The organism is Lysinibacillus sp. GW821-FHT14F06 (assembly GCF_058803665.1).
Genome location: NZ_JBXAPF010000004.1, coordinates 146143 through 163048, shown reverse-complemented (window position 1 = coordinate 163048; position 16906 = coordinate 146143). Strand labels below are relative to the sequence as shown.

Below are 16906 nucleotides of genomic sequence, written 5' to 3'. Positions count from 1 at the left end.
TTTCTATCATAAACAAGGTTTATATACGTTTCAAGTTTACATAATATTATTATAAATTGAGTTATATTATAAAAATATTATTTGCTTCTTTTAATCAATTCATTTTACCTATAAAAATTATTTCTTTTATATCTTTGTTATGAAATTTGACTTATAATTTGTGGCAAAAATAATTTTTAAAAAAAGACATGCTTGAGTAATTAACATGCCATTAGAGAGAATTTTTCTTTAAACTATAAGTTGTTGCCATAATACCAAGCATTATGGTCATGAAAATAGTAAAAGTCACTGTGTGATTTCCAGTGATATCATAGCAATAGCCTATTACAATTGGAATGATAGCGCTTATTATAAATCCGCCAGACAACACCATAGACGACCAACTATTCGCCTCCTCAGTCGTTCTTGCCTCGTCCAATGGCAATAATAACCCGATTGGAAATAAACCACTTAAGACGATTCCAATGATAAACACTGCAAATAATAGCAACGTACCTGAGCCCACCCATAATAATGCAAATCCAAAGATGCCTAAAATGCCTAAAGCAAAAAGCCAAGCTATCCGGCTCGTCCATTTTTCCATCAGTATCGGAACAACAATATTACCAATCATTTGTATGAAAGACATACATGTTAAAATCGTGCTTGCTGCACCAAGTGAATAGCCCTTATCCTGCAATATTGGTACTAACCAGGACATCATTGAAAAAAATAGTGATGTTTGTAAGCCAAAATAAATTAACATTGTCCAAGCCTGGATGCTTTTCCACGGATTTCGTGTCAACTGTTCAGACTTTTCATCTTTTCTTGATAGCTCCTGCCCCTCTTTTTGGATCAACAGATACCACATCATCAGGGTGCTGAGCGCTAGGATTGACCAACTGCCTAGAGCTATCGTCCAACTCCCATAAAAATGGCTATAAAACATTACGGTTAGTGCTGCGCTCAGTGTTGCGCCTGTTCCTATTCCAAATGAATAAATTCCGACAACTGTAGTGAAACGATTCGGAAATTTCTTCTTGATGTAGGCATTTAGCATTGGACCAATAAGCGCAATCGCAAATCCTGCAAGAAAGCTTGTGATCACAAGTAAACCATAACTTTCTTTTAAAAAACGCAATCCATTTGCTAGAGCAAGAAGGAGAATTAAGAGCGTAATAGCTGTTTTTGTGCCAAATTTTTTTTGTAATGGTACAGCAAAGGGTGCAAAGAGTCCCATACAAAATACTGGTATTGATGTTAAAAAGCTCATTTTTGTATTAGATATATGTAATGACTCCAATAGAATATTATAGAGTGGTCCAATTGCGGTTACTGCTGGACGCATATTGAGGGCAATGAAAAAAATACATACAACTATAAGCACCGATGAAAGCGTCCATTGCTTTTTTATCATATTTATTAAACCTTCTCTCTAGTCTGTAAAATCTACCATTATTGTCAGACCTCTGATTTCTTTCTATTCCCTTTTATCATTTTTTCCAGTACTGGTCAATTTAAATACACATCTACCACAGTGTAGTAGATGTGTGCTTCGTTTACATATTCTTTGGTGCTGCAATACCCAATAATGCTAATGATTCTTTTAAAATGATACTGACACATTGACAGAAAGCTAATCGTGAGCCTCTAATACCATCTTCAACTAATATTTTATTTTGAGCATAGTATTTATTAAATAAACGAGCTAAGTGTAAGGCATATCTAGCAATTTGTGACGGATCTGCCTGCTCAAAAGCATTGGTAATTACTTTCGGAAACTGTTCTAGTAGTAAAATAACTGGCCATGCTTGCTCACCTAATTTTTCAAAAGATACTTCATTGCCAGGTTCATTTACTTTTTCCAAGAGGGATGATATACGTGCATAAGTGTATTGAATATATGGACCTGTTTCCCCTTCGAAATTCATCATTTGCTCAAGAGAAAACTCTATATCATGTAGACGATCATTTTTTAAATCATTAAATATAACCGCTCCTACACCAACTTGATGGGCAACAATATCTTTCTGCTCGAGCTTTGGATTTTTTTCCTCAATATTGCATTTTGCTGTAGTAATTGCTTCTTTCAGTACCTCACCTAATAAAACAATTTTACCTTTACGAGTTGACATTTTTTTACCTTCCTTTAGAATCATCCCAAAAGGCACATGCTGTAAATCTTTTGCCCATCCATACCCCATTTTCTCTATAACCCTAAATAGCTGATTAAAATGTAGGGACTGTTCATTGCCAACCACATAAAATATTTTTTTAGGGTCATAGTGCTGTTTACGATAGAAAGCAGCTGCCAAATCACGAGTTGCGTATAGTGTCGCACCGTCTGTTTTAGTAATTAAACAAGGCGGCATCTGTTCAACTTCCACAACAAATGCCCCATCAGATTTTATAAGTAGTTCTTTTTCTTCTAATTCCTTGACAACTGTTGCCATTTTGTCATTGTAGAAGGCTTCCCCATTGTATGAATCAAAGCGAATTCCAAGAAGTTGATAGATGGTATTGAATTCCTTTAAAGATGCATCTCTAAACCATTGCCATAGAGCTAATGCCTCTTCATTACCATCCTCCAATGCTTTAAATGCATTACGTGCCTCTTCATTAAGGGTTTCATCCTGTTCAGCTTCTTCATGAAATTTCACATAAATTTTTAATAATTCTTCAATCGGCGCATTCGCAATCGCCTGTTGATTGCCCCATCGTCTATAGCCAACAATTAACTTACCAAACTGAGTTCCCCAGTCTCCTAAATGATTGATGCGAATTGCTTGATAGCCATTTTTTTCGGCAATATTAGCTAATGCGTTGCCAATTACAGTAGAACGTAAATGCCCCATAGAAAATGGCTTCGCGATGTTAGGAGAAGATAAATCAATGACAATATTCCCTTTTGATTCCTGCTGACTTCCATATAAATGTTGTTCTATTAATATTTTAGTAAGCACCTGTTTTGTAACGATTGACTGATTAAAAAATATATTAACGTATCCTCCTATTGCTTGAACATCCTTTATGATTTCACATGTCAAATTGTTTTTTATCTCATCAGCGATACTGTGAGGTGATTTTCTAAATTCTTTAGCAAGAGTAAAACACGGAAAAGCTATATCCCCTAACTCCAATTTTTTGGGTTTTTCTAATAAATGTTGAATTTCTTTATCTGTGAGCTGATCCTTTAATGCAACAGCAATGCTTTTGGCTATTTGTTCCTTCATGTTCATTTTTCATCTTCCTCCTCTAAAAAAATAAAAAAGCTCCCGTCTCTAATAGATAGAGACGAGAGCATAGTTATCCCGTGGTACCACTCTAGTTGCCATTTTCAAATGACCACTTTCAATTGTTAACGAGGTGACTCCCCGATATTCTCTACTTCTTTTTCGAGAACCTTCTCCAAAGTGCGTTTCATTTATGGCTCCTGCATTAGGCTTACACTACCCCTAATTCGCTTTCCAGTTATCCATAAACTACTCTCTTTTTCATTGAATTTAACTGTAATTTCAGAATATTTTACAGTAACTTCTAATGAAAGTCAACTTTTGGTTTAAGAACATACTAGAATACTTGGCAGGATTACATTAGCCACACATCAAAGAATTTTATAGAAAAAATAAAACCAGTGCTAAGTGATACTCGTCTAATACATGAATAGGAAGGAGATGTAGAGATGGAGGAAGTGATAGCTGTCAGTGAATTATCACGAAATCAGCTGATAGAGGAACTAATGACGGATTATGGTCAAGAGGTTCTACAGCTTGTTTATACATATGTACATGATGTCGCACTTGCTGAGGATTTAACACAAGAAATTTTTATCAAATGCTATAAGGCATTATCCACTTATCAGGGAAATGCTAGTTTGAAGACATGGTTGTGGCGTATTGCAATTAATCATTCAAAAGACTATCTAAAGAGCTGGTACAAGAAAAATGTTGATGTCACCGAAACAAATGTCCTAGCACAAACATTAGAAACGAGTGATTTGCTTGAGCAAGTCGTAAAAAATAGTGAAGCTGAAGCATTATTTGACTTAGTGATGGCACTTCCTGTCAAATATCGTGAGCTTATTTACTTTTATTATTTTGAGGAATACTCGGTACAGGAGATTGCCTACCTTCTATCATTAAATAAAAATACAGTCAAAACGAGACTTCGTAAGGCGCGTTCTTTGTTACAAAAAACATTAGGAGGGAATCCATTTGACGGAATCACGTTTTAAACAAGCTATGAAAAGTCAGTTTCAAAAAGTGCAGTTTACAGAGAAGCATCGAGAAGTTGTACGTAAAGGTGTTCAAGAGGAATTTTTGGATCAGGTGCTGTTACCGATGCTGCAAACGATGCGTTCAGGATATGAGCTTACACAACTTCTTTATACAAAAAACAAAGCAGCAGTTCATTTTAACGAAGGAATGATTTATGCTATGCTACATCGCCTTGAACAGCAGCAACTCATTGTTAGTGAATGGCACAAAGATGAAAAACGATACGTTCTTTCACATAAAGGTATTAAGCTACTGACAAAGTTCAACAAAGAAATGCATGAGCGCCCTTGCATTCAGCAATTATTGAAGGAGGCACGTTATGCAAACGATTAAGCAATATATTCAACATACAAAGAGACTTATTCGTAACAAGGAGGCACATGATGTAGTTGAAAAGGAGCTGACCTATCATTTAGAGAAGTCGAAGCATGCCTGGCTGGAAAAGGGATATAGCGATATTGATGCAGAACAACAAGCTGTGCGTGAAATGGGTAATGCTACAAAGCTTGGTATATCGCTAAATCAGATTCATCAGCCAAAAATCGATTGGCTGCTCATTATTTCATTTCTGATAGCGGCATTTTGTAGCTTCTTACCACTTCTGCCGGCTGAATTCTTGCTAAGGGATTCTATTATCCGCAATATCGTGATTGTTAGTGGTGGCATTGTTACCACTATTGTCTTAATGCGACTCGATTTTCGCAAGCTAGAGCGCTATTCTATATATTTATATGTACTGACATGTGTGTTATTTCTCATTATCTTAAATGGTAATCAAGTGATGAATGGTATCATCTTTTTTAAAATTGGGCCACTTGAGCTTAAAGGTTGGATGACATTGCCTCTCTTTTTAATTGCGTTTGCAGGGCTTTTTGCTAAAGCAAAAAAATCATTTTGGTGGCTGCTTATTCTTTATTCTATCGGTGTGTACTTTTACATCCTTTTGCCAGACATTTCACTATTCTTTACATATACTGCGATTGTTGCCTCATTATTTTATGCAAGCAACTTTTCTCGCAGACAAAAGTTAGCATGTACTGTTGCTTTCAGTTTTCTGTTTATATGCGTAATCGGGTACTTGTTGATTGCACCATTGAAGCCATATCAACTTACACAAATGCAGACTATTTATACACCAGGATTAGAGGATGCTTCTACTGTCATTTATATTTCTAATATGATAAAAAAGCTCACATGGTTTGGCACTAGCAGTCAACCATTTGCTGGCGGGGCCCATACTGATTTTGTATTACTGACGATTTTACAAACGTACGGGATTGTTGCTGGAATATTCATTATATGCCTTTTCGCCTTCATTATTTACCGTATAGTCCGAATACTTTCCTTCATTCAGAACGAATACGGGCGATTATTAATCGTAGGTGGGGCTGCCTATATAACAACGCAAATTATTTATCATATTCTAATGCTGTTCGGACTTGTACCAATTATGTCAATGCCAATCCCATTCATAAGCCATGGTGTATTCCCAATGTTGATAGGCAGTGTTGCTATCGGCTTCACACTAAGTATCTATCGACGAAATTCATATATTTGAGATAAGTAAGTATTCAACAACATCATAGGGAGCTGGTCCATTTATTGGGGCTGCTAAACCTTGATTTAATAATGTTTATAGACTATGGAACATATTTCATGCTATACTAGAGCCATTGTGAAAAAAGGAGGAACTTGCATGATTCAAGTAAGTAATGTAGGTCTTCGCTATGGCGATCGTAAACTATTTGAAGACGTAAATATAAAATTCACACCGGGGAATTGCTACGGTTTAATCGGGGCAAATGGTGCTGGTAAATCGACATTTTTAAAAATTCTTTCTGGTGAGATTGAAGCACAGGAAGGTCATGTATCAATGGGTAAGGACGAACGTTTATCAGTCCTTAAACAAAACCATTTTGAATATGACGAGCACACAGTTCTCGATACTGTCATTATGGGTAACAAACGTCTATACGATGTAAAAACTGAAAAAGATGCAATTTATGCAAAGGAAGATTTCAGTGATGAGGATGGCATGCGTGCAGCTGAGCTAGAAGGTGAATTTGCAGAGCTAAACGGTTGGGAGGCTGACTCAGAGGCAGCAACATTATTAAACGGTTTAGGCATCTCAGATGATCTTCACTATATGCTAATGGGCGATCTTGAAGGCTCTGACAAAGTCAAAGTATTACTTGCACAAGCACTATTTGGTCAGCCAGATGTTCTATTACTCGATGAGCCTACCAACCACCTTGACTTAAAAGCTATTCAATGGTTAGAAGAATTCTTAATTAACTTTGAAAATACAGTCATTGTTGTATCCCATGACCGTCATTTCTTAAACAAAGTATGTACACATATTGCGGATTTAGACTTCTCTAAAATCCAATTGTATGTTGGGAACTATGATTTCTGGTATGAATCTTCTCAATTAGCGCAAAAAATGGCGCAAGACCAAAATTCTAAAAAAGAAGAAAAGATTAAAGAATTACAAGCGTTTATCGCACGCTTCTCTGCAAATGCTTCTAAATCGAAGCAAGCGACATCTCGTAAAAAAATGTTGGATAAAATTGAGCTGGATGATATTAAACCGTCAAGCCGTAAATACCCATTCATTAACTTCCAAATCGGCCGTGAAATCGGTAACGATGTCTTAACAGTAGATGGACTTACAGCAAGTCAAGAAGGCGAAAATTTATTTAAAGACATTCGCTTCTCTATGAATAAAGAAGATAAAATTGTTTTACTTGGTAGCCCAATGGCAAAAACAGCACTTCTTGACATCTTAATGGAAGAAAAGGAAGCGGATGCTGGTACATTTAAATGGGGTGTCACAACATCTCAAAGTTACTTCGAAAACGATCATGATAAATATTTTGAAGGCTCTGAGAAATCATTAGTAGAATGGCTACGTCAATATTCACCAGATGATGAAACAGAAAGCTTCCTACGTGGTTTCCTAGGTCGTATGCTATTCTCTGGTGAGGAAGTGAAAAAATCCCCCTCTGTACTATCAGGGGGAGAAAAAGTACGTTGTATGCTATCAAAAATGATGCTTGCAACAGCGAATGTGATTTTACTAGATGAACCAACGAACCATCTTGATCTTGAATCGATTCAGGCACTAAATGAAGGACTTATGCGCTTTAAAGGTGCGATGCTCTTCACATCTCATGACCATCAATTTATCCAAACAATTGCGAACCGTGTCATCGAAATCCGTGAAGACGGCTCGATTTTAGATAAGCAATTAACATATGATGAATTCTTAGAGTGGAAAGATAGCCAAGGCTTAAGTTAATTACTACCAAAAATCCTCTACCATAAGCTTTGGTAGAGGATTTTCTTGTTTATTTAAAATACCATTGAAGAGCATTCTTATAGAGAATTTTATCAGCCGCCTGTTCATCAAAGAGTTGTTGAATGGTTTCAATATCGGCATGTTCAAAAGGTCGCTTTGCTCTGGTAGACGGTAAATCTGTTCCAAACATCAGCGCATCTGGATTTACTTCATAAATCGATTTTAAAGCATTCTTTACATCCAGTTCTACACGACCAAAGCCAGTCGCTTTTACATGTACTCCTTTTTCAACTAGTCTTAATAAATGTGGTAATCCTTCTTCAGATAATCCTAAATGATCAATAGAAATCGCTGGTAACTTTTCAACAGTCGATGCAATCTCTGGTAATTCTTTTGCATCCATATAAAGTTCACTATGCCAGCCCACTAAATCATAAACTCTTCTTGCAAAGATATCTAGCTTCGATAGATCTTCTGAACCTCCTCGTTTAATATTAAACCGTAATGCTCATACCCCGTTGTTATGTAAATGAATAATTTCATCATCAGTCACTGTAAAAGGCAATTGAGTAACGCCGCAAAAAGCTGATCCCATTTGTTTCAATGCTTTCAACAAGTATTCCTGGTCAAAGCCTTGAAACGATCCTGATACAATCGCCCCACCTAAGACGTTGAAATCGGCAGTTTCATTTTGGTAATCGTCAACAATATAGCTTGGTGGTGTGTATCCTTGGTTTTCAATTATCGGAAATTCAAAATCAATAATATGAAAATGTGCATCAAAAATTCTCATCATCCATCTCTCCTTCTACACCTAAATTTAACACACAATGAATATAAGCATAAATATGAATTTTCACTGTAATGCCATAAGAAAAACTTATTGATGAGTTACACAAAAAGATGGTATGAATCCAAGTTCATACCATCCTTTACATATACAATCTATCGTTTCAAACGACTATTCCTCAAACTTTTTAAAAACCAATACGGCATTATGGCCACCAAAGCCAAAGCCATTGGACAAGGCAATATTGACTGGTTGATGTATCGCCTTGTTTGGTACATAATTTAAATCACATTCTGGATCTGGTACTTCATAATTGATTGTTGGCGGTACAGTACTATCCATTATACTTTTTAACGTAATAATAGCTTCTATCCCACCAGCTGCTCCAAAGAGGTGACCTGTCATTGATTTTGTAGAGCTCACCTTTAATTGATAGGCATGTTCACCAAAAACGCTTTTTATAGCTCTTGTTTCAGATTTATCCCCCTCTGGTGTACTAGTGCCATGCGCATTAATGTAATCAACAGCTGTCAAATCAATATCAGCCATTTTTAAGGCTAGATTCATCGCATTTGCTGCTCCTGTAAAATCAGGGGACGTAATATGATAAGCATCTGTTGTTGCGCCATAGCCTACAATTTCACCAAGAATTGTTGCGCCTCTTTTTTTCGCATGTTCATATTCTTCAAGAAACACTATACCTGCTCCTTCTGACATCACAAAACCATCACGTTGGCTATCAAATGGACGACTTGCCTTTGCTGGTTCATCATTCCTTGTTGACATGGCTTTCATACGAGAGAACCCAGCAAAGCTAAGTGGATTAATTGGTGCCTCTGCTCCTCCTGCCAAAATCCCGTCTACATAACCATGTCTAATATTTAAGAAAGCCTCCCCAATTGCTTGATTCCCCGTTGCACAGGCTGAAACCGGTGAAAAGCTTGGACCTTTAAAGCCCGTTTTAATCGCTACAATACCTGCAGCCATATTGCTAATCATCATTGGTACCATAAAGGGGGAAACTTTACGTGGACCATTATCCAACATGTTTTGATGATTTGCTAAAATGGTATCGATGCCCCCAATACCTGAGCCTATATAAACACCTAAACGAGTTTTATCAATACTCTCCATATCTAAATTTGCTTGCTCCAAAGCTTGCTGTGTAGCAGCTAGTGCATATTGAACAAAAATATCATATTTACTAATTTCTTTTTTATCCATATACTGAGCTGCATCAAAATTATTGATATTGCCTGCAATTTGGGTAGGGATGGTAGAAAATTCCTCTGATTGTATTTTCTTAATTCCTGAGTTTCCTTCTGTAATATTTGTCCATAAAGCTGATACTGAATTACCTAATGGTGATACAACACCATATCCCGTTATCACTACTCTTCGAACCATGAATGACTCTCCTTCAACTGTTTTCATAAATTATTGTAAAAGTCCTTTTAATTGGTCAAGCATTTTAGTAAAGAAGCTTTCTCCTAATACGCGCTTATATTGTAGTGCTCCCTTCGTACTTGAGATGAGCATTATTGCCAGCGCCTCCAAATCTTCAGTCGTTTTTAAGGAGCCCTCTTGCTTTGCATCTTTCAGTAAATCCACAAAGCAATCGATTTCCATTTGACTAAGCTGTTGAATTTTTCCCTGCATTTGCAATGGTAAATCATTATAGTCTGCCTGTAATGCAGAAATCGGACAAACACTGTCCTGCTCTAAAAATTTGACCCGTTGTAGAATAAAGGCGAAAGGCTTTTCTTCAACCTCTATAGTGGCTTCTTTAATAATTGTGTACGCCCCCTTAAGTCCATTTTGTATCCTTTCGCAAACAGCAATCCCTAAGTCTCCTTTCTTTTCAAAATGGTAATGAATACTTGCTTTTGTAACACCTAATTCTTTGGCTAGATCATCATAACTAAAAGCTGAAAATCCTTTTTCTTGAATTTTTTTCAAGGCTAATTCGATAATTTGTAATTTACGATTTGTCATGGCTATATACTAACTTACTAGTAGGTAAGTGTCAAATAAAAAAAGCAGCAGATCAGAATATGTCTGACTGCTGCCTTATATTTTATTGCATTTCCTTAGTAGGTCCCATCACACCTGGAACTGGTAGACCTGCTTGACGCAGCAGTACAGTCATTTGTCCACGATGGTGTGTTTGATGATCAATCAGTACGCGTAATAATGCACCTCTAGGCATAGGTTTAGTAAAACCATTCACTTCCTCTAGCAAATCTTCATTGGATAGCTTTGCTACTTCCTCTTGTATACTACTAGCAATCTTTTCATAAGTCGCAGCAATCTCAGCAGCTGAAGACGGAATCGGGTCTTCTTGTCGAATCATTAGCACCTTTAAACCTGCTAAATAACTAAAATAACCTGCTGCACCAACTAAATGCCAGCCTAGCCACCCTAATGTACTGTGGCCTTCTACGATGTTTTGTTCTAGCTTTTCATCTGATACAGCCTTTAATACTTGAAGCGTACCTTGTGATGCTGCTGACCACTCTTGTAAAAAATCATCTACTTGTCGATACATATAAGCGCCCCCATTTTTGATCATTTCCATTCTATCATATTAAATTCTATTCACTCTTACAAGTTTCAAATCAAGTTTACATAATAATATTATTTAAGTTATCTATCGCGATGTAAAAGTAGTTGCACATCAAATTGTAAAATCATGTATAATAGCATTTGACTGACAACAAAAAGAAAGAGGTATTTTATGTTTTCCCCTTTAAAAAAAGGCGATATGATCGGTATATACTCGCCTTCTAAACCAGCTACTATAACTGCAAAAGCTCGCTATGAACGTGGAAAGAAGCGTCTGGAATCACTTGGCTTAATTATTTGTGAGGGTGCTTTAACAGGTAAAAATGATTTTTATCGCTCTGGTACACCCAAAGAACGAGCTCAAGAATTTAATGCCCTACTACATGATCCTCAAATCAAAATGATTTTACCGACAATGGGCGGTACAAATGCTAATAGTATGTTGCCTTATTTAGATTATCAGGCATTCCAGCAAAAACCAAAAATACTTGTTGGTTTATCTGATGTGACCGCTATATTACTTGGCATGTATGCAAAGACGGAAATCCCAGTTTTTTATGGTCCCTCTGTTGCTTCAACTTTTGGTGAGTTCCCACCATTTGTGCAATATACGGAACAATATTTTAAAGATATATTTATGCACTCCCTATCAATTCCCTACAGTATGCCAATGCCACCCATTTGGACAGATGACCGATTAAATTGGTTAGAAAAAACATCTGAAAAAACACAGCATCCCAATTCTTGGATTACAGTGCAGGCTGGTATTGCTGAGGGACGACTAATAGGTGGAAATATCAATACGATGTACGGTTTTATTGGAACCCCCTTTTTTCCACAAGTAAAAGAAGGAGATATTTTATTGCTTGAGGATACATCCAAAACCATTGCAGTTGTCGAGAAAAACTTTACCATGCTTAAATTACATGGCATTTTTGACAAAGTAGCTGCAATAATTTTAGGCAAACATGAACAATATGACGATTTAGGAACTGGGAGAAAGCCATATGATGTCTTGCTAGAGATACTTGATGGTAACGATATTCCTATTATTGCAGAAGTTGATTGCTGCCACACGCACCCCCTTCATGCCATGCCTATTGGTTTACGTATACGTGTTGATACATCCCAAAAACAGATTAGTTTTTTAGAAAGCTGGTATTCATAACATTCGTATGCCTGTTAAACTTCACGTATAATGAAAGAAAAAATAGCTGAAGGAGTTTGCCTATGAGACAACAAGTACTTATACTTATACTTTCACTTGCACTATTACTCATTGGCTGTAGTGACGTAAGCAATACTGAAACGTTGAACAATACATCTGGAGTTGAACAACAAACACCTGAACAAGCTGCACTTGCATCCTATTTTCCGCCAGATGGCTCAACAGCTTACTTTCAGGGAGAAGGTAATGAATTTGCTAGTTTCACACTCGAAACAACCTATATCGATACCCAGCATATTGCTCAAGTAGAAGATAATGGTGGTGTCAGATTTTTAAAGATTTATCGAATTACAGATATGGCCATTGAACTTGTCTATAAGGAAGTGATAGATGGTAATCCCAAACTACCTTCCTCACAAGAAGTAGCCTCATTGCCAGTGATGGAAACCATCTTACAGAAGCCCTTAACAGTCGGTCATCGCTTTAATGGCTGGACAATCCAATCAACGACCGCTTCAATCAAGATTGGCACCACTGACTATCGTGATGTTATTCAGCTAACATGTACAATAGATACGCTAACGACTACAAAATATTTTGCGAAAAACATTGGCCTAATCCGTATAGAAGACACGATGGTGACACATAACGAGGAACCGTTTATTATTACGTCGACCTTGCAGAAAATCAATTAACATTTACTTTACAGGCGTCCTGCTGTGGCGCCTTTTAATTTGGGTAAGGGGGTAGTAAGAATGCATGATATACATAGGTCAACTGAGGAAGAACTAACGGAAGAAGAATTGATTGAGCTTGTCCTTGCTGAACAGCAAAAGGTGTTAGCACAAGAACAAGAAGAACACCAGCAAGGAAAAAAGCCTAAAAAACAAAAACCGATTATCAAATGGATTGTCTGGAGTATGGCACTTGTGTTATTTATTAATACATTTGCTGTGATCTTTCAAATTTACTCCATCCCAGCTATTGAATTTTTGAAGGTATCTACTAGGCTATCCGCGCAGGACGATATAAAAACCTATAAAAAATCAGTGGTGGAGGTATCTACAGGCACTAGTAAAGGTACAGGTTTCTCCATTTCACCAGACGGTCTTATCGTCACCAATGCCCACGTTGTAGAAGACGCTCATACTCTTTCGGTTATTTTTCCTGAGGAGGGCATTATGCAAGCAAAGTTAGTGCAAAGTTACCCTGATGTTGATATAGCATTATTGCAAGTAACTGGTGATGAACTACCTTCCCTTCCACTTGCTGAAGATCCTAGCTATAGTCAAAATGAACATGTCTATTTTATTGGCAATCCATTAGCCTTTACGGGCATTGCTAATGAAGGCACTCTACTTGAATCAACATATCTTGAGGATTGGCAAAAGCCTGTTATGATGATGAAGGCACCTGTCTATCGAGGAAACAGTGGAAGTCCTGTGTTAAATAATGATGGTGAGGTAATCGGAATTGTCTTTGCCACGATGAAAAAAGAGCCATATGGTCGTGTAGGTTTATTTGTACCTGTTCAAGAATTACATCGTATTATCAATAATTAAGACCCTTTGCTCCTGCTTATACTCTATTTTTTGGAGATAAGTCGGGTCTTTAGTTTACATAATATATTTATTATCATATTTTAAAAACCATTAATCTTAAAAAGTATGCAAAAAAAGGCATCCTATTGAAATAGGATGCCTTAAGTTTAACGAAAGTAATTTTAATTATTGAGAATTAAAGTTTAGTTACGTTAGCAGCTTGTGGTCCGCGGTTGCCATCTACAACTTCGAACTCTACTTTTTGACCTTCGTCAAGAGTTTTGAAACCTTCGCCTTGGATAGCTGAGAAGTGTACGAATACGTCGTTTTCACCTTCAACTTCGATGAATCCAAAACCTTTTTCTGAGTTAAACCATTTTACTGTACCTTGTTTCATTTAAGAAAACCTCCAAAAAATAAAAGTGAACAATATGTAATTTCTTCAGCGAATGAAAAAATTCACATATTACAAAGAGTACCGAACTAACGCGATCACTTTTTGTAATATGTGAATTCATGTTTCCGGTGAAGCAATTAAATTGTTAACTTAAGTATAACCATCATTCATAATTTTGTCAAATAAAGAAAATTGTTTTTTTATTTAATTTCTAAATTTTATTTCAATTCTTCTGATTTTAAAGCTATAATACCATGATAAACTTGTGCATCGTCATCACATGCTTCACAATAAAAGCTCTCATCCTCTGACCAAAAAGCCCAATATTTCTCTTCTTTTGTCGCCTCATTGTCGTATGTTAATCGAAAGTACTCTAATTTTTGCGCCAATGCCAATTTAAATTGCTCTTCTGTTGCAAATGTTTCATTCGTTTGAATAAAAGCTTCCCAGCCTTCAAATTTCCACCAAGGCTCATAATCAGCTTTCATGTAAAGTATTGTATACATATTTGCCCATTCCCTGCTGTCATAAGATATTCTCATTTTAGCAAACACACCTGAAATGTCTATTAAAACACCCTGAAATATGCTATTATTACCTTATTATTCATACTTTTTGGGAGGTATTTTTTTTATGTTTTCAAGTATTCGACCGAAGGCAGAACTCGAAGAATTATTAAAGCGTGGTACCAATTTAAATGCAACTGGCCGTTTCCACCAAACGCTAGCATTTAACCACTTTAATTCTCATGATGAGGAAAATTTAAAGGCTCTTTACAATAAATTAAAAGATATCACTCCATCCATGAATGCTATTTTTAACAATTATTTAAGTGAAATCTCCCCTTCCTCTCAGCAAACAATCAGTGAAGGAAATATTAATCGATATTTAACACAATTTTTCTTAGCTACCCGTGATGATGAGTATGTGGATGAAACAGTTAAATTCTTCAATTTATTTCGAAAAAATCAGTACGAGCCTGGTAAATTAATTGTTGTTTTTAATCAATTTGCCTTTTATATTACTACATATATTTTGCATAATTTTGGTATGAAACCGAATAAGGCTTTTGAATACATGAAATCCTTCCAATCTGCTGTCAATGTCGATCAAGAGTTACTCGTTGAAGTCCTAACAGAACGAATTATTGAAAATGTAGTCGCAGAAGTATCTTCTTTGATGGATGTTAACGCTAAAATTATGTACATGAAAGACTTAGTATTCAGTTTAGATAAACAAAATGAAGAAATCCAATCCTCTACTGCTGCAACAGAAGAAATTGCCGCTTCTATTAATGAGGTTGCCCGCATGTCTTCCCATATTTCTGAAAAAACAACGGAATCTGTAGACCATGCTGTAAAAGGGAAAAATGCTATTGAGCACGCATTATCTGAAATCTTCAAAACTGAAGAAACATTTACGACAATCGTTGAGTCTTTTTCAGAATTACAAAAACGAGTAAATGATATTGAGCATGTAGTAACCTTAATTAACCAAATTGCTGATCAAACAAATTTACTTGCTCTAAATGCTTCTATTGAGGCAGCACGCGCAGGTGAACACGGTAAAGGCTTTGCTGTAGTCGCACAGGAAGTTCGAAAGCTTGCTGAGGGCACTGTCTCAGCACTAAGTGAGGTTTCCACGAACGTCCATCATTTAAAAAGCTATTCGAATGATGTATCTAACTCCATTACAGAAACAACAGAAATCATTAAAGATGCAACCGTTGAGGCGAAAGAATCGTTGCCATTATTGAACGCTATTGTAAGCGCCATTGAAGGGATTAATCTGGATGTCACAAATACGGCTGCTATCTCACAGGAACAGGCAGCTGCAATTGACGAAGTATCTGCAAGAATGATTGAAATATCCAATTTACAGGATGATATTCGAGACTATAGTCATAATACATCTAGTGATATACACTTATTAGGAAAAGAAATTAACCGTTTCCGTAATGATATCGTTGCGAAAAATAATGTTCAGCTATCGTCTATAGCACTATTACAATTATCAAAGGCAGATCATATTTTATGGAAATGGCGAATTTATAATATGTTCCTCGGACTTGAAAATGTACAACCGAGTGATGTATCTTCTCATAAAGATTGTCGTCTAGGTAAATGGTATACGTCTCCACGCTCTGTAGAACGTTTTGGACACTTACAAGATTATCGTGATCTAGATGCCTATCATATACGTGTTCATGAGTCAGCAAAATTAGCAGCAGAGGCTCATAAGGCTGGGCATATACAGCAAGCCGAAATTCATTTAAAAGAAGTTGACCAGGCATCTGAGAAGGTTCTCTACTTTATTAATAATTTAATTACTCATTTAGAAAAAGAACGTGTAATGCACTAAGTAGAGGGGACTCTTCCCCTCCTTAACTAGTAGGAGGTTTTAGCGTGAACAAGCGAGCGCTGATTAAATTTTTTGGTGATGTATATGGTACAGGCTACCGTTTTTTCATTAAACAAAAAGCGATTGAACTAGGATTAAAAGGATATTGTAAGCTTAATGACCAGGAACAGATTGAAGTTGAAGTAGAGGGCTCTAAAAAAGCAATAGAAGAATTCCTTGTATTTGTTCAAAAAGGCGTAAGCCCGCAAGCTGATTCTAATTCATTTACTTTAGAGCTTTATGATGATTTAAAAGGATATGTACGAATGGAGTCAGACATCGTTTAGTCTGGCTCTTTTCTTTGGGTAAGGCTGTTATAGCAAGGTTTATTATCGAATGAATAAGGTATATTTTAATTGACGTTGCTGGGGGCAAGTTTTTTTATTAAAATTAAGGTTATTACTTCAATGCTTTTCACTCCGATATTTTCAGGAGTGGGGCTAATAATTAAGCTGGCAGTCTAAGCTCAATTTTGATTAGATCCATAA

At 36.4% G+C, this 16906-nt stretch carries 16 protein-coding genes, 1 pseudogene and 1 other annotated feature; of the genes and pseudogenes, 9 read left to right on the top strand and 8 right to left on the bottom strand.

Translation table 11 applies throughout. The annotated features are described in order from the left end of the window. Positions 1–211: 211 nt before the first annotated feature. Both AC1RNS_RS05735 and argS read right to left on the bottom strand, forming a co-directional pair. A complete protein-coding gene (locus AC1RNS_RS05735; RefSeq protein WP_492991376.1) occupies positions 212–1396 on the bottom strand; it encodes an MFS transporter in 1185 nt (394 codons plus the stop codon). 142 nt (positions 1397–1538) lie between these two features. Continuing rightward, positions 1539–3218, bottom strand: a complete 1680-nt coding sequence (gene argS, locus AC1RNS_RS05730) for an arginine--tRNA ligase (RefSeq protein ID WP_492991375.1) — start codon at positions 3216–3218, stop codon at positions 1539–1541. Positions 3219–3266: 48 nt separating this feature from the next. Continuing rightward, positions 3267–3486, bottom strand: a binding site (T-box leader). Positions 3487–3661: 175 nt separating this feature from the next. On the opposite strand from argS, the gene AC1RNS_RS05725 reads away from it, so the two are divergent. From AC1RNS_RS05725 to AC1RNS_RS05710, 4 genes are all read left to right on the top strand, one after another. Further along, a complete protein-coding gene (locus AC1RNS_RS05725) occupies positions 3662–4213 on the top strand; it encodes a sigma-70 family RNA polymerase sigma factor (protein ID WP_492991374.1) in 552 nt (183 codons plus the stop codon). After that, positions 4194–4589: a helix-turn-helix transcriptional regulator gene (locus tag AC1RNS_RS05720; protein ID WP_492991373.1), complete on the top strand. Its 396-nt coding sequence runs from the start codon at positions 4194–4196 to the stop codon at positions 4587–4589. The genes AC1RNS_RS05725 and AC1RNS_RS05720 overlap by 20 nt, the downstream gene beginning before the upstream one ends. Next, on the top strand, positions 4576–5814 hold the full coding sequence (locus tag AC1RNS_RS05715) for an FtsW/RodA/SpoVE family cell cycle protein (RefSeq protein WP_492991372.1): 1239 nt from the start codon (positions 4576–4578) through the stop codon (positions 5812–5814). The genes AC1RNS_RS05720 and AC1RNS_RS05715 overlap by 14 nt, the downstream gene beginning before the upstream one ends. A 138-nt stretch (positions 5815–5952) precedes the next feature. Beyond that, positions 5953–7557, top strand: a complete 1605-nt coding sequence (locus AC1RNS_RS05710; protein ID WP_492991371.1) for an ABC-F family ATP-binding cassette domain-containing protein — start codon at positions 5953–5955, stop codon at positions 7555–7557. Positions 7558–7606: 49 nt separating this feature from the next. Here AC1RNS_RS05710 and AC1RNS_RS05705 read toward each other — a convergent pair. The 4 genes and pseudogenes from AC1RNS_RS05705 to AC1RNS_RS05690 form a co-directional block, all read right to left on the bottom strand. Further along, positions 7607–8350: pseudogene (locus tag AC1RNS_RS05705) on the bottom strand (amidohydrolase family protein). 168 nt (positions 8351–8518) lie between these two features. Then, on the bottom strand, positions 8519–9754 hold the full coding sequence (fabF, locus tag AC1RNS_RS05700) for a beta-ketoacyl-ACP synthase II (RefSeq protein ID WP_492991370.1): 1236 nt from the start codon (positions 9752–9754) through the stop codon (positions 8519–8521). 30 nt (positions 9755–9784) lie between these two features. Then, on the bottom strand, positions 9785–10342 hold the full coding sequence (locus AC1RNS_RS05695; protein ID WP_492991369.1) for a TetR/AcrR family transcriptional regulator: 558 nt from the start codon (positions 10340–10342) through the stop codon (positions 9785–9787). 82 nt (positions 10343–10424) lie between these two features. Continuing rightward, the gene (locus tag AC1RNS_RS05690) at positions 10425–10895 is read right to left on the bottom strand and encodes a DinB family protein (RefSeq protein WP_492991368.1); all 471 of its coding nucleotides are present in this window, start codon (positions 10893–10895) and stop codon (positions 10425–10427) included. Positions 10896–11084: 189 nt separating this feature from the next. Between AC1RNS_RS05690 and AC1RNS_RS05685 the strand changes: the two genes are divergently transcribed. From AC1RNS_RS05685 to AC1RNS_RS05675, 3 genes are all read left to right on the top strand, one after another. After that, complete coding sequence (locus tag AC1RNS_RS05685; RefSeq protein WP_492991367.1) at positions 11085–12080, top strand: S66 family peptidase; 996 nt, start codon at positions 11085–11087, stop codon at positions 12078–12080. Between the two features lie 62 nt (positions 12081–12142). Continuing rightward, positions 12143–12775: a hypothetical protein gene (locus AC1RNS_RS05680; protein ID WP_492991366.1), complete on the top strand. Its 633-nt coding sequence runs from the start codon at positions 12143–12145 to the stop codon at positions 12773–12775. A 60-nt stretch (positions 12776–12835) separates the two neighbouring features. Next, complete coding sequence (locus AC1RNS_RS05675) at positions 12836–13642, top strand: S1C family serine protease (RefSeq protein WP_492991365.1); 807 nt, start codon at positions 12836–12838, stop codon at positions 13640–13642. 175 nt (positions 13643–13817) lie between these two features. Here AC1RNS_RS05675 and AC1RNS_RS05670 read toward each other — a convergent pair whose 3' ends face one another. Together AC1RNS_RS05670 and AC1RNS_RS05665 are read right to left on the bottom strand one after the other, a co-directional pair. After that, positions 13818–14018: a cold-shock protein gene (locus AC1RNS_RS05670; protein WP_004230088.1), complete on the bottom strand. Its 201-nt coding sequence runs from the start codon at positions 14016–14018 to the stop codon at positions 13818–13820. A 218-nt stretch (positions 14019–14236) separates the two neighbouring features. Continuing rightward, a complete protein-coding gene (locus AC1RNS_RS05665) occupies positions 14237–14560 on the bottom strand; it encodes a DUF1033 family protein (RefSeq protein ID WP_492991364.1) in 324 nt (107 codons plus the stop codon). Positions 14561–14651: 91 nt separating this feature from the next. Between AC1RNS_RS05665 and AC1RNS_RS05660 the strand changes: the two genes are divergently transcribed. Further along, positions 14652–16379: a methyl-accepting chemotaxis protein gene (locus AC1RNS_RS05660; RefSeq protein ID WP_492991363.1), complete on the top strand. Its 1728-nt coding sequence runs from the start codon at positions 14652–14654 to the stop codon at positions 16377–16379. A 44-nt stretch (positions 16380–16423) separates the two neighbouring features. Beyond that, on the top strand, positions 16424–16705 hold the full coding sequence (locus AC1RNS_RS05655) for an acylphosphatase (protein ID WP_492447445.1): 282 nt from the start codon (positions 16424–16426) through the stop codon (positions 16703–16705). Positions 16706–16906 lie beyond the last annotated feature (201 nt).

Excerpts from the sequence above, each read along its gene's own strand:
- argS (WP_492991375.1), bottom strand. The coding sequence starts at position 3,218 with ATGAACATGAAGGAACAAATAGCCAAAAGCATTGCTGTTGCATTAAAG.
- AC1RNS_RS05670 (WP_004230088.1), bottom strand. The coding sequence starts at position 14,018 with ATGAAACAAGGTACAGTAAAATGGTTTAACTCAGAAAAAGGTTTTGGA.
- AC1RNS_RS05695 (WP_492991369.1), bottom strand. The coding sequence starts at position 10,342 with ATGACAAATCGTAAATTACAAATTATCGAATTAGCCTTGAAAAAAATT.
- AC1RNS_RS05710 (WP_492991371.1), top strand. The coding sequence starts at position 5,953 with ATGATTCAAGTAAGTAATGTAGGTCTTCGCTATGGCGATCGTAAACTA.
- fabF (WP_492991370.1), bottom strand. The coding sequence starts at position 9,754 with ATGGTTCGAAGAGTAGTGATAACGGGATATGGTGTTGTATCACCATTA.
- AC1RNS_RS05685 (WP_492991367.1), top strand. The coding sequence starts at position 11,085 with ATGTTTTCCCCTTTAAAAAAAGGCGATATGATCGGTATATACTCGCCT.
- AC1RNS_RS05660 (WP_492991363.1), top strand. The coding sequence starts at position 14,652 with ATGTTTTCAAGTATTCGACCGAAGGCAGAACTCGAAGAATTATTAAAG.
- AC1RNS_RS05735 (WP_492991376.1), bottom strand. The coding sequence starts at position 1,396 with ATGATAAAAAAGCAATGGACGCTTTCATCGGTGCTTATAGTTGTATGT.
- AC1RNS_RS05690 (WP_492991368.1), bottom strand. The coding sequence starts at position 10,895 with ATGTATCGACAAGTAGATGATTTTTTACAAGAGTGGTCAGCAGCATCA.
- AC1RNS_RS05675 (WP_492991365.1), top strand. The coding sequence starts at position 12,836 with ATGCATGATATACATAGGTCAACTGAGGAAGAACTAACGGAAGAAGAA.
- AC1RNS_RS05725 (WP_492991374.1), top strand. The coding sequence starts at position 3,662 with ATGGAGGAAGTGATAGCTGTCAGTGAATTATCACGAAATCAGCTGATA.
- AC1RNS_RS05665 (WP_492991364.1), bottom strand. The coding sequence starts at position 14,560 with ATGAGAATATCTTATGACAGCAGGGAATGGGCAAATATGTATACAATA.
- AC1RNS_RS05680 (WP_492991366.1), top strand. The coding sequence starts at position 12,143 with ATGAGACAACAAGTACTTATACTTATACTTTCACTTGCACTATTACTC.
- AC1RNS_RS05715 (WP_492991372.1), top strand. The coding sequence starts at position 4,576 with ATGCAAACGATTAAGCAATATATTCAACATACAAAGAGACTTATTCGT.